This window comes from Streptomyces sp. NBC_00377 (assembly GCF_036075115.1).
Classification (GTDB): Bacteria; Actinomycetota; Actinomycetes; order Streptomycetales; family Streptomycetaceae; genus Streptomyces.
This window is the reverse complement of the sequence record NZ_CP107958.1, coordinates 5,040,379-5,052,561: the sequence shown is the minus strand read 5'-3', so window position 1 is coordinate 5,052,561 and position 12,183 is coordinate 5,040,379. Positions and strand designations below refer to the sequence as shown.

The window sequence follows — 12,183 nt, the reverse complement described above, 5'->3', positions numbered from 1 at the left end:
CGGCCGGCCCCACGCGCCGCAGACGGACAACGAATCTCTCAGCCGAGACCCGCGTCCCGGAACGACTCCAGGGTCGGGCGGATGGTCGCGGTCAGACCGGTGTCGGCCACCGCGTCCAGCGTCTTCAGACCGTCGCCGGTGTTCAGCACGACGGTGATGAGTGTCGGGTCGAGAAGACCGTTCTCGATCAGCTTGCGCGTCACACCCACCGTCACCCCGCCGGCGGTCTCGGCGAAGATGCCCTCGGTCCGCGCCAGCAGCTTGATCGCGTCGACGATCTGCTCGTCGTTCACGTCCTCCACCGCGCCGCCGGTGCGCCGGGCGATGTCGAGGACGTACGGACCGTCCGCCGGGTTGCCGATGGCCAGCGACTTGGCGATGGTGTTCGGCTTCTGCGGGCGCACCACGTCGTGCCCGGCCTTGTAGGCGACGGAGACCGGGGAGCAGCCCTCGGCCTGCGCACCGAAGATCTTGTACGGCCTGTCCTCGACCAGCCCGAGCTTGATCAGCTCCTGGAGGCCCTTGTCGATCTTCGTCAGCTGGGACCCGGAGGCGATCGGCACGACCAGCTGGTCCGGCAGCCGCCAGCCGAGCTGCTCGCAGATCTCGTACGCCAGCGTCTTGGAGCCCTCGGCGTAGTACGGCCGCAGGTTGACGTTGACGAAGCCCCAGCCCTCGCCCGCCGAGTCGCCGATGAGCTCGGAGCAGAAGCGGTTGACGTCGTCGTAGTTGCCCTCGATGCCGACGAGCTCGCCGCCGTAGATCGCGGCCATGACGACCTTGCCCTGCTCCAGGTCGTGCGGGATGAACACGCAGGACCGGAAGCCGGCCCGGGCGGCTGCCGCGCCGACGGCGCCGGCCAGGTTGCCCGTGGAGGAGCAGGACAGCGTGGTGAAGCCGAACGCGCGGGCGGCCTCGATGGCCTGGGCGACGACGCGGTCCTTGAAGGAGTGCGTCGGGTTGCCGGAGTCGTCCTTGACGAACAGCTTGCCGGCCTCGACGCCCAGCTCGCGGGCGAGGTTGTCGGCCTGCACGAGCTTGGTCCAGCCGGGGTTGATGTTGGGCTTGTCGGCCACATCCGCGGGGACGGGCAGCAGCGGCGCGTAGCGCCAGATGTTCGCGGGTCCCGCCTCGATGCGCTTGCGGAGCTCCTCCGTGTCGTAGGAGGAGAAGTCGTACGCGATCTCGAGCGGGCCGAAACACTCCTCGCAGGCGAAGACCGGGCCGAGAGGCACCCGGTGGCCGCACTCGCGGCAGCTCAACGCGGTGGCCGGACCGAGGTCGGCAGCCGAGGTCGTCGTAGAGTCGGTGGTGCTTGCATCAGTCGTGCTTGCAACAGTCTGCGCAGCCATGTGAGGCGAGGCCCTTTCTCCTCATCTTCCTCACGACGCATCTCGCCGTGAGACGGATTTGGCACCTTCCCGAGCCGGGAGCCCCGCGGAGCGACCACGAAGTGAATCAGTGATCGTCACGAGACCGGCTGGAGGGTTGCCGGGGCTTCATCGGGCCGTATCCCTCTGCCCCTCTGGATGAGCGGTATGAAGTTGTGAACGGGGGGCGACCTCGGACATGCGATGGTCATCCGCGTTGTTCAAGACTGTAACCGAAGGCCAGGACAGTTGAGATAGTCGTCCGAACCGCGAGATGGATCACACGGTCACCCTCCGTGCACCCGGTGTGATCACGACAGTGAGGAGCCGCAGACTGTGCTTCAAGAAACCGAGCGCTGGCTGGCCACCCGCTCCTGGTCCCTGACCGACCGTCCGCTGCACGGGATCCTGGCCGCGAAGCGCGCCACCAACCAGTCGGTGTCCGTCGTCCTGCCCGCGCTGAACGAGGAGGAGACGGTCGGTGACATCGTCGCGATCATCCGGCACGACCTCATGCACCAGGTCCCGCTCGTCGACGAGATAGTCGTCGTCGACTCGGGGTCGACCGACCGTACGTCCCAGGTGGCCGCGGCGGCCGGGGCGCGCGTCGTCCACCGGGACGACATCCTGCCGCGCATACCGGCCGTGCCGGGCAAGGGCGAGGTCCTGTGGCGCTCGCTGCTGGCCACCACCGGGGACATCGTCTGTTTCATCGACGCCGACCTGCGGGAGTTCTCCTCCGACTTCGTCTCGGGGATCGTCGGCCCGCTGCTCACCGACCCCGGGGTGAACCTGGTCAAGGCCATGTACGACCGTCCGCTGGGCGGGGCGGCCGGCCAGGGCGGAAGGGTCACCGAGCTGATGGCCCGCCCGCTGCTCAACATGCACTGGCCGCAGCTGGCCGGGTTCGTGCAGCCGCTCGGCGGCGAGTACGCGGCCCGCCGCAGCCTGCTGGAGCAGTTGCCGTTCCCCGTCGGCTACGGAGTGGAGCTGGGCATGCTGGTCGACGCCCTGCACCTGGTGGGCCTGGACGCCCTCGCCCAGGTCGACGTCGGTGTGCGCAAGCACCGCCACCAGGACGGCCAGGCGCTGGGCCGGATGGCGGCGGCCATCTACCGCACCGCCCAGCTCCGGCTGGCCCGCGGACACCTGATCCGCCCGTCCCTCACCCAGTTCGAACGCAGCTCCGACGGCTTCGAGCCGCGCACCTACTCCGTGGACACCGAGGAACGGCCGCCGATGGCGGAGATCGCGGAGTACGCGACCCGGAAGGTGGCCTAGTTGTGCTGTCCACGGAGGCCGGTGACAGCGATCACTGAAGCGTGCTCCTGAACGAGTGAAGGCCTTGCGGATCCTCGGGCGGCGAGTCAGCCGGGGTGGCCGTCCGACCAGCGCCAGACGCCGGCGGCGTCCTCCTCGCAGGTGAGGTACTCGCCGCCCTTGCCGTAGGTGCTCAGTCCGTGGTGGCGCTGGGCGCAGAACTGGCCGTCGGCGTAGCAGTTGCCCGCCGGGCTGGTGAGCTCGCACCCCTTGCTGCCGCCGCCTGAACCGGAGCCGCCGCTCGTCCCGCCGCCCGTCGTGTCGGTCGCGGTCTTCGTCGGCTTCGGGGTGGCCGTCAGGCTGCCCGCGCAGTTCCGGCCGTCCCGTGGGACGACGAAGGCCACGTCGAAGGAGCTGTTGACGTCGGTGGGGTCGTCTATCTGCTCGCAGATCTTCTCGCCCGCGCTCCACGAGGAGGCCTTCCGCCCGCCGCCGTCGAGCGAGGCGCCCGTGCCCTGGAGGTAGACGACGTAACGGAGTCCGTCCGCCCGGGCGTCGGCCACGGCCTTCCCGACGGCGGTGCCGGAGTGGTCGCCGAGGGTCACGACCGTGGGCGTGGGCGACGCCGCCGGGCCACTGTCGCTCGGGGACGGCTCCGGTGCGGGAGCGGCGCTGCTCGACACCGGGGTCGCGGCGGCGGCCGCGGTCGTCTCCGGGGCGGCCTTCGAGCCGGCGCCGGCGCCGTCGCCGCCCTCGCAGCCGGCCAGGGTCAGAGAGGCCGCGGCCGCCAGCGCGACGGCCCAGGAGACGGTGCGGCCGCGGCCGCCGTGCGGACGAAGTCCGGGCATGACGATGGAACCCCCCGAGGTGCGCGGTACACGTGCAGGGTGCATCCTCCTCTCAACACACAATCTCCACAATGCGCTCGACGGGAACGGGGAAGCGCAGGTGGCCGGGGATGGCCCAGATGACCCGCGCCCGTTCCGGCGAACGTTTGAGCGTTTACAGACCGGGCTAGGTTGAGGCGTATGGCTTCCACGCACGACACTGCCGCCAGGGCCGCCGAGGTCCTGGTCGCCTCCAACCGCGGCCCGGTCTCCTACGAGGTCGGCGACGACGGCTCGCTGCACGCGAAACGCGGTGGCGGCGGACTGGTCTCAGGACTGTCGGCCATCGGGCCGGACGCGGGTGCCCTCTGGGTGTGCTCGGCGCTCTCCGACGGCGACCGGGAGGCGGTCGGGCGCGGAGTCGGCGAAGAAGGCGTGCGCATGCTGGACATCCCGGCCGACGTGCACGCCGACGCGTACAACGGCATCGCCAACTCCGTGCTGTGGTTCGTCCACCACCTGCTCTACCAGACCCCGGTCGAGCCCGCCTTCGACACCGGGTTCCGCCGCCAGTGGGCCTCCTACGAGACCTACAACCGGGCGTTCGCGCAGGCACTGGCCGAGGAGGCGGCGGACGGCGCGGCCGTCCTCGTCCAGGACTACCACCTCTGTCTGGTCCCCGGGATGCTCCGCGAGCTCCGCCCCGACCTGCGGATCGGCCACTTCTCGCACACGCCGTGGGCGCCGGTGGACTACTTCGCGCTGCTGCCGGGAGACATCCGAGAGCAGCTGCTGCGCGGGATGCTGGGCGCGGACCGCCTGGGCTTCCTGACCCGGCGCTGGGCGGACGCGTTCACCGCGTGCTGTACGGAGTTCGCGGGCGGACCGGGCAGCACGCGGATCGGCGTGCACAGCCTCGGCGCGGACGCCGACTTCCTGCGCGAGCGCGCGCACCGGCCCGACGTCGACGAGCGCCTGGCGGCCCTGCGCGCGGAGATCGGCGAGGGACGCAAGGCGATCGTCCGCGTCGACCGCACCGAGCTGTCGAAGAACATCGTGCGCGGACTGCTGGCCTACCGGCAGCTGCTCGAGGACCGCCCGGACTGGCGCGAGCGGGTCGTCCACGTGGCCTTCGCCTACCCCTCCCGCCAGGACCTCGCCGTGTACCGCGACTACATGGCCGAGGTGCAGCGGCTGTCCGAGGAGATCAACGACCGGTACGGCACACCGGGCTGGACCCCGGTCCTGCTGAACCTCAAGGACGACTTCGCCCGCTCCCTGGCCGCCTACCGGCTGGCCGACGTGGCGCTGGTGAACCCCATCCGCGACGGCATGAACCTGGTCGCCAAGGAGGTCCCGGTGGTCTCCGAGGAGGGCTGCGCGCTGGTCCTGTCCCGGGAGGCGGGCGCCTACTGGGAGCTGCGCGAGGACGCGATCACGGTGAACCCGTACGACGTCCTGGAGACCGCCCGCGCCCTGCACGAGGGGCTGAGCATGAAGCCGGAGGAGCGGGCCGAGCGCACCAAGCGGCTGGCCGCGGCGGCGACCGCGCTTCCCCCGGCGCAGTGGTTCCTGGAGCAGCTGAACGCCCTGCGGGAGACTCAGCCGAGCTGAGCGGCCAGCTCCCGCAGCAGCCGGACCACTCCGGCGGGCCCGTCGACGACGAGGTCCGCGCGCTCCGCGAGTTCGCCGACCTCCGTGCTGCCGCTGCACACCAGCAGCCCGGGGACGCCGTCCGAGCGGAGCTTCTCCACGGCGGCGAAGGCGGGGAGGTCACCGAGGTCGTCACCGGCGTACAGGACCGAGCGCGCGCCGGTCTCGCGGAAGTGCTCCAGCAGGGCGACGCCCTTGTCCATGCCCGGCGGGCGCAGCTCGAGGACCATCCGGCCGGGCTCGACGATCAGGCCGTGCCGGGCGGCGAGGTCGGTGAGCGGGGCCCGCAGGGCTTCGAAGGCGGCCTGGGGATCGTCGGCGCGGCGGGTGTGCACGGCTACGGCCCGGCCGCCCTTCTCCTCGACCGAGACGCCCGGCCGGTCCCCGGCGGCGGCCAGCACCCGGGGGAGTTCGGCGCGGACGGCGGCCACTCCCGGATGCGGGGCGGGGGCGCTCAGGGTGCCGGTGCGGGCGTCCCAGCGTTCGGCGCCGTAGTGGCCGAGGACGGACAGGTGCTCCAGCCCCGCCGCTCCGGCGAACCCGCCGTGCCGTACGGCGACCTCGGCGGGCCGCCCCGTGATGACGGCCACGGCGGCGACCTTCGGCGCGAGGGCGGCGAGCGCGGGGACGGCGTCGGGGTGCGCCCGGGCGTCCTCGGGGTTCTCGACGATCGGGGCGAGGGTGCCGTCGAAGTCGAGTGCGACCAGGGTGGTGGACGGCCGGCCGACGATCGCGTCGAGCGCGGCGCGGCCCGCCGGGGTGACCGGGAGGGGGAGGGTGGGGGGTGCGGGTTGCGTGGAGTGCGTCTCGTGGCTGCCCATACGCCGACGATAACCAACGCCCGCCCGTAGCCGGCGCTCCCCCCGCCTCGGCTCCCCGCTACTGCCGTTCCCCGCTACTGCCGTTCCCGCCGCCTGGCCTCGCGCACCCTGCGCAGTCTGTTCACCGTGACCGGGTCATGGGCCAGGGCGCGGGGGTCGTCCAGGAGGGCGTTGAGGAGTTGGTAGTAGCGGACCGGGGACAGCTCCAGCTCCTCGCGTATCGCCCGTTCCTTGGCGCCGGGGCCGCCGGGAAACCCGCGCCGCTCCAGGGCGAGGACGTCCCGCTCCACCGCCCCCAACGGCCCCGCCCCGGCCCGCCGCTCCACGTCCGCACGCTCCCCCTCGGCGGACTCGACGTCCGCACGCCCCACCTCGGCAGGCTCCACGTCCGTACGCCCCGCCAGGGCAGGCTCCACGTCCGCACGCCCCACCTCGGCAGGCTCCACGTCCGTACGCTCCCTCTCGGCGGACTCGACGTCCGCACGTCCCGCCTCGGCGGGCTCCCTGTCCGCAGGCTCCATGTCCGCACGGTAACGCCCGGTGCCGACAGCGGGCGGGCGGCCCGGCGGACCCGGTGGCCGCCGGCTCAGCCGCCGGAGCCGTTGTCCAGCGTCGTGGCCGTGGTCTGGAGCGCGCCCAGCACCGCGGCCGGGTCGCCGTTCGCGGTCACGGCCTGGCCGACGCGCTTCTTGATCTCCGCGCTGACCTTCGCCCAGGAGGTCCGTCCGACGGGGTACGTCTCGGAGAGCGGGAGTTCGTCCAGGAACGGCTTGAGGTCGGCGTCCTCCTCGGCCGCGCCCATGACCAGGGAGGCTGAGTTGGTGACCGGCAGCAGGTCGTACTCGCGGGAGAAGTCCAGGACGTTCTTCTCGTTGTAGACGAAGTCGAGGAAGCTGCCGACCTCCTCGGCGTGCCCGTTCTGCTTGAAGGCGGTCATCCAGTCGGCGACGCCCATGGAGACCTTGCTCGGGCCCGCCACCCCGGGCAGCGGCACCATGCCGAACTTCACGCCCTTGGCGGTGGCCGCCTTCATCAGTGAGGGGTGCCCGTTGAGCATGCCCACGTCGCCGGCGGTGAACGCGGCGAACGCGGTGGCCCGGTTCAGTTTGCCGGGGGCGACGGGCCCGGTGAGGCCCTTGCCGACCAGCTCGTCCTTCAGCCAGTCGAAGGTGTCGATGTTCTGGGTGGAGTCGATGCTGTAGGCGCTGACGGTCTGGGTGTAGCCGCCCCCGCCGCTGAGCAGCCACTGAAGGGTCTCGGCCTGCGCCTCCTCAGGCCCGAGGGGCAGCGCGTACGGGTACTTCACGCCGTCCCGCTTGAGCGCCTTCGCGTCCGCGGCGAGCTCGGCCCAGGTGGTCGGCGGGGTGATGCCGGCCTTCGCGAAGAGGGTCTTGTTGTAGAACAGCAGCCGCGTGGACGAGGCGAACGGCATGCCGTACCTCACCCCGCGGACCTCGCCCGCGTTGGCGAGCTGGGGCACGAAGTCGGCCTCGACGGGGATGGAGAGCACGTCGCTCACCTTGTACAGCTGGTCGGCGGCCGCGTAGTCGGCGTACGCGCCGATCTGGGCCATGTCGGGTGCCTTGCCCGCGTCGACCATCTTCTTCACGTTGGCGTCCACGTCGTTCCAGGAGGAGACGGTCACGTCGACGGTGACGCCGGGGTGCTCCTTCTCGTACGCCTCGACGAGCTTGTCCCAGTACTTCTTGGAGCTGTTGGCGCTGCTGTCGCCGTAGTCGGCGGCGACCAGTCTCAGGGTGACGTCGTCGGAGCCTCCGGACACTCCGCAGCCGGTGAGGACTGCGGCCATGCCGAGGACGGACACCCCCGCCACGGTTCCCGCGATCGTTCCTGACTTCCGTGCCCGCCGCTGCACCGCACTGCTCCCAACTGATTGCTCATACCAATGGGTCGTTATTCGGAACAAGGTCTACACCACCCCTGTGGACTAGACCTCTTTCGGGCCTATGGGGCGGCACGGTACCCCCAAGAGACGCGAGTGGACTAGACCTCTCGCGGGTACTCGGTCCACACTGTCAGCGTGAGACATGTCATCGCCCTGGACGTGGGCGGCACCGGGATGAAGGCCGCCCTGGTCGGCGCGGACGGCACACTGCTGCACCGGGCCCGCCGGCCCACCGGCCGTGAGCGGGGACCCGACGCGGTCGTCGCCGGCATCCTCGACTTCGCCGGCGAACTGCGCGAGCACGGCCTCCGCCGGTTCGGCGGGCCCGCCGCCGCGGCCGGCGTCGCCGTACCCGGCATCGTCGACGAGGCGAACGGCGTCGCCGCCTACGCTGCCAACCTGGGCTGGCGGGACGTGCCCCTGCGCGAACTGCTCGCCGCCCGCCTCGGCACCCCGGTCGCCCTCGGGCACGACGTGCGCACCGGCGGCCTCGCCGAGGGCCGGATCGGCGCGGGCCGCGGCGCGGACCGGTTCCTGTTCGTGGCGCTGGGCACCGGCATCGCGGGCGCGATCGGCGTCGACGGCCGGGTGGAGGCGGGCGCCCACGGCTTCGCGGGCGAGATCGGCCACATCGTCGTACGGCCCGGCGGAACCCCGTGTCCGTGCGGGCAGCGCGGCTGTCTGGAGCGGTTCGCGTCGGCCGCGGCGGTCAGCGAGGCCTGGGCGGCCGCATGCGGCGACCCGGAGGCGGACGCGGCCGACTGCGCGAAGGCCGTCGCGTCCGGCGACCCGAACGCCGTCCGGATCTGGCAGACGGCCGTGGACGCGCTCGCCGACGGCCTGGTCACCGCGCTCACCCTGCTGGACCCCCGCACGCTCGTCATCGGAGGCGGCCTCGCGGAGGCGGGGGAAACCCTGTTCGCACCCCTGCGGGACGCGGTCCGCCGACGGGTGACCTTTCAGAAACTTCCGGAGATAGTCCCGGCGGCCCTGGGCGACAGCGCGGGCTGCCTGGGCGCGGGCCTGCTGGCCTGGGATCTCCTCAACTCGACCGACCGTACGGAGGTATCACCCTGATGGCCACCCCCCTAGGGGCGCGAGGAACTGCGCGACCAGCAACGACGCACCCGCACCCCGCAACCGGCGGCCGGAGGCAGGTACTCACCGGCGCCAGGGTGGTACTCCCCACCGGCACCGTCCCCGGCGGCCGCGTCACCATCGACGGCACGAAGATCACCGCCGAATCCCCGCCCGGGACCCCCCGGGGCACCGCGACGGTGATCGACGTGACGGGCCACTGGCTGGTCCCCGGCTTCGTCGACCTGCACAACCACGGCGGCGGCGGAGCCTCCTTCTCCGGCACGGCCGAGGAGGTGCAGAAGGCCATCCACACCCACCGTCTGCACGGCACCACCACCCTCGTCGCCTCGACCGTCACCGACGACATGGACTTCCTGGTCCGCCAGGCCGGTCTGCTGAGCGAGCTGGCCGAGCAGGGCGACCTGGCCGGCATCCACTTCGAGGGCCCGTTCATCTCGCCGTGCCGCAAGGGCGCGCACTCCGAGGAACTGCTGCGTCACCCGGACCCGGCGGAGGTGCGCAAGCTCATCGACGGGGCGCGCGGACAGGCGCGGATGGTCACCCTGGCGACGGAACTCCCCGGCGGCCTGGACTCCGTACGGCTGCTCGCCGAGCACGGTGTGATCGCAGCCGTCGGGCACACGGACGCGACCTACGAGCAGACGGTCCAGGCCATCGAGGCCGGAGCCACCGTCGCCACGCACCTCTTCAACGCGATGCCGCCGCTCGGCCATCGCACCCCCGGCCCGATCGCCGCGCTCCTGGAGGACGAGCGGGTGACGGTCGAGCTCATCAACGACGGCACCCATCTGCACCCGGCCGCCCTGGAGCTGGCGTTCCGGCACGCGGGTCCGGGCCGGGTCGCCTTCATCACGGACGCGATGGACGCGGCCGGCATCGGCGACGGCCGCTATCTGCTCGGCCCGCTGGAGGTCGAGGTCAGCGAGGGCGTGGCCCGGCTGGTGGAGGGCGGCTCGATCGCGGGCTCCACCCTCACCCAGGACCGCGCCTTCCAGCGGGCGGTGACGATCGACCGGCTGCCGGTCGAGGACGTGGTGGCCGCCCTGTCCGCCAACCCGGCCCGGCTGCTGGGCATCGACGACAGGGTGGGCTCGCTGGAGCCCGGCAAGGACGCCGACCTGGTGCTGCTGGACGAGAACTTCGACCTCAAGGGCGTGATGCGCAAGGGGGTTTGGGTGGTGGATCCCCGACTGGCGTGAAACGTCCGCCTCCCCGGGGGACAGTGGCCGACCCGCGTACTGGGCCGGTCGCCGTCTCTTTGGCATGATCAGGCTTCCCGGGACGGGCGAAGCCCCGGCACGGGTCATGTACGCACGCTGTCGGGGAGGTCGGCCCAGGTGATCCTCACCGTCACCCTGAACACCGCTCTCGATCTCACCTATCACGTGCCCGCGCTGCGGACGCACGCCTCGCACCGGGTGACCGAGGTGCGGGAGCGGCCCGGCGGCAAGGGGCTGAACGTCGCCCGGGTGCTGGCGGCCCTCGGCCACGAGGTGACGGTGACCGGTTTCACGGGCGGCGCCACCGGCCGGGCCGTGCGGGACCTGCTCACTGGCACGGCGGGAGTGGTGGACGCGCTCGTGCCGGTCACCGGGGCCACCCGCCGTACGGTCGCCGTCGTCGACGCGCGCACCGGCGACACGACCCAGCTCAACGAACCGGGCCCGGTCATCACTCCGGCCGAGTGGTCCGCCTTCCAGGAGGCGTACGAGGGGCTCCTCGGCGACGCCGACGCGGTGGCCCTGTGCGGCAGCCTGCCCCCGGGGGTGCCGGTGGGCGCGTACGCGGTCCTGGTGCGGGCGGCGCGGGCCGCGGGAGTTCCCGTACTGCTGGACACGAGCGGTGAGCCGTTGCGCCGGGGGGTCGCGGCCCGCCCGGACGTCATCAAGCCCAACGCCGACGAACTGGCCGAACTCACCGGCTCCCACGATCCCGCACGGGCGACTCAGGACGCCCGCAGGCGCGGCGCGCACGCCGTGGTGGCCTCGCTGGGCGCCGAGGGCTTCCTCGCGGTCACCCCGGAGGGCCGCTGGCGCGCCGCGCCGCCCCGCCGTGTCCACGGCAACCCGACCGGCGCGGGCGACTCGGCGGTCGCGGGCCTGCTGTCCGCCCTGGTGGAGCAACTCCCCTGGCCGGACCGCCTGTCCCGCGCCGTCGCCCTGTCCGCGGCGACCGTCGCGTCCCCGGTGGCGGGCGAGTTCGACCGCACCGCCTACGAGGAACTGCTGGGCAGGGTCACGGTCACTGCCCTGGCCACCGCGGCCTGAACCGGCGGCTCAGTTCCTGACCTGGCCCTTCTTCAGCCAGAACTGGTCGAGCAGGACGTTGCACTTGTCGCCGTCCTGGCAGGAGAGCGTCAGGGTGTTGGTGCCCTTGGTGAGGCTGGGGTACGTGAAACTCGTCGTCCAGCCCTTGACGAAGTCGCCGGCGGGGGCCTTCGCGTAGTTCTTCAGCGGGAACTTGGAGCCGAAGGTCTTGCCGTTGACGGTGAGCGTCATCGACTGGTCCTCGCCGGGCGTGCTGTAGTGCGCGAAGAGGGTGTACGTGCCGTCCGACGGGACGCCGTTGACCGTCCAGGTGACGGAGTTGCCCACCTGGTTGAGGTTGCCGACGTAGGTGCCGCCGGCCGCCTGCGCGCCCTCGACGTCCGAGGCCAGCGCGGCGCTTCCGCCCAGGTTCAGCGCCTTCGCGTCCGTCGTCGGCAGCTCGGCCTTGTCGGCGTCGTCGGGGGCCGACTCGCTCGGTGAGGCGCTCGCGGAGGCGGAGGCCGGGGTGGAGGCCTGGCCGCCCGCCTTGTTGTCGTCGGAGCCGTCGTCGCCGTTCGCGATGACGACCACGATGCCGATCACGACCGCGGCGACCACCGCGACCGCGCCGATCAGCAGGCCCTTGGTGTTGGGGCCACGGCCGCGACCGCCGCCGCCCTGCGCCTGCTGACGGCCGGTGGACGGCCCGCCGCCGGCGCCGAAGTTCTCGGGCGCCGCGTAGTTCGCGTTGGGCTGGCCGTACGCGCCCTGCTGGGGAACCGTAGGCGGCTGCCCGTACTGGGCGGTCTGCTGCTGCGACTGCTGTCCGTACTGGCGCTCGCCGACCGCGCGCACTCTGCTGACCGAGTTGGGGTAGCCGTAGCCACCGCCGGACGGCGGCTGGGCACCGTTGGCCTGGCCGTCGGCGTAGAGGTAGCCGAACGGGTCGTCGTCCTCGGGCGTACTGGCCCCGTTGTTGCCGGACGTCATCCCTTGGTA

At 72.2% G+C, this 12,183-nt stretch carries 11 protein-coding genes and 1 riboswitch; of the genes, 5 read left to right on the top strand and 6 right to left on the bottom strand.

Translation table 11 applies throughout. The features are described 5' to 3' along the window. Positions 1-38 precede the first annotated feature (38 nt). A complete protein-coding gene (gene thrC, locus OHS71_RS22730) occupies positions 39-1,352 on the bottom strand; it encodes a threonine synthase (RefSeq protein ID WP_328481197.1) in 1,314 nt (437 codons plus the stop codon). A gap of 18 nt (positions 1,353-1,370) precedes the next feature. Continuing rightward, positions 1,371-1,536: riboswitch (SAM riboswitch) on the bottom strand. Positions 1,537-1,706: 170 nt separating this feature from the next. Between thrC and OHS71_RS22725 the strand changes: the two genes are divergently transcribed. Beyond that, positions 1,707-2,651, top strand: a complete 945-nt coding sequence (locus tag OHS71_RS22725) for a glucosyl-3-phosphoglycerate synthase (protein ID WP_328481196.1) — start codon at positions 1,707-1,709, stop codon at positions 2,649-2,651. 86 nt (positions 2,652-2,737) lie between these two features. Here the strand turns inward: OHS71_RS22725 and OHS71_RS22720 are convergent, their stop codons facing one another. Further along, positions 2,738-3,478, bottom strand: a complete 741-nt coding sequence (locus tag OHS71_RS22720) for a hypothetical protein (RefSeq protein WP_328481195.1) — start codon at positions 3,476-3,478, stop codon at positions 2,738-2,740. A gap of 180 nt (positions 3,479-3,658) precedes the next feature. Here OHS71_RS22720 and OHS71_RS22715 point away from each other — a divergent pair, with 180 nt between their 5' ends. Next, on the top strand, positions 3,659-5,071 hold the full coding sequence (locus OHS71_RS22715; RefSeq protein WP_328481194.1) for an alpha,alpha-trehalose-phosphate synthase (UDP-forming): 1,413 nt from the start codon (positions 3,659-3,661) through the stop codon (positions 5,069-5,071). On the opposite strand, the gene otsB is transcribed toward OHS71_RS22715, so the two are convergent. The 3 genes from otsB to OHS71_RS22700 all read right to left on the bottom strand — a co-directional run bounded on the left by otsB (position 5,059) and on the right by OHS71_RS22700 (position 7,807). Next, complete coding sequence (gene otsB, locus OHS71_RS22710) at positions 5,059-5,931, bottom strand: trehalose-phosphatase (protein ID WP_328481193.1); 873 nt, start codon at positions 5,929-5,931, stop codon at positions 5,059-5,061. The genes OHS71_RS22715 and otsB overlap by 13 nt on opposite strands. Before the next feature lie 74 nt (positions 5,932-6,005). Beyond that, the gene (locus OHS71_RS22705; RefSeq protein ID WP_328484599.1) at positions 6,006-6,257 is read right to left on the bottom strand and encodes a DUF3263 domain-containing protein; all 252 of its coding nucleotides are present in this window, start codon (positions 6,255-6,257) and stop codon (positions 6,006-6,008) included. Between the two features lie 260 nt (positions 6,258-6,517). Beyond that, entirely contained in the window at positions 6,518-7,807 is a 1,290-nt protein-coding gene (locus OHS71_RS22700) for an ABC transporter substrate-binding protein (protein WP_443047013.1), read from the bottom strand. A 165-nt stretch (positions 7,808-7,972) separates the two neighbouring features. On the opposite strand from OHS71_RS22700, the gene OHS71_RS22695 reads away from it, so the two are divergent. The 3 genes from OHS71_RS22695 (at position 7,973) to OHS71_RS22685 (ending at position 11,205) form a co-directional block, all read left to right on the top strand. Then, positions 7,973-8,914, top strand: coding sequence for an ROK family protein (locus OHS71_RS22695; protein WP_328481192.1), 942 nt, complete (start codon positions 7,973-7,975; stop codon positions 8,912-8,914). Continuing rightward, a complete protein-coding gene (nagA, locus tag OHS71_RS22690; RefSeq protein ID WP_328481191.1) occupies positions 8,914-10,137 on the top strand; it encodes an N-acetylglucosamine-6-phosphate deacetylase in 1,224 nt (407 codons plus the stop codon). Before OHS71_RS22695 ends, nagA begins: the two co-directional genes overlap by 1 nt. Before the next feature lie 138 nt (positions 10,138-10,275). Further along, positions 10,276-11,205, top strand: coding sequence for a 1-phosphofructokinase family hexose kinase (locus tag OHS71_RS22685; protein ID WP_328481190.1), 930 nt, complete (start codon positions 10,276-10,278; stop codon positions 11,203-11,205). 9 nt (positions 11,206-11,214) lie between these two features. Here OHS71_RS22685 and OHS71_RS22680 read toward each other — a convergent pair whose 3' ends face one another. Continuing rightward, positions 11,215-12,174 (bottom strand): CBM35 domain-containing protein, encoded by a 960-nt coding sequence (locus OHS71_RS22680; protein ID WP_328481189.1) that lies wholly within the window; start codon positions 12,172-12,174, stop codon positions 11,215-11,217. Positions 12,175-12,183: the final 9 nt, after the last annotated feature.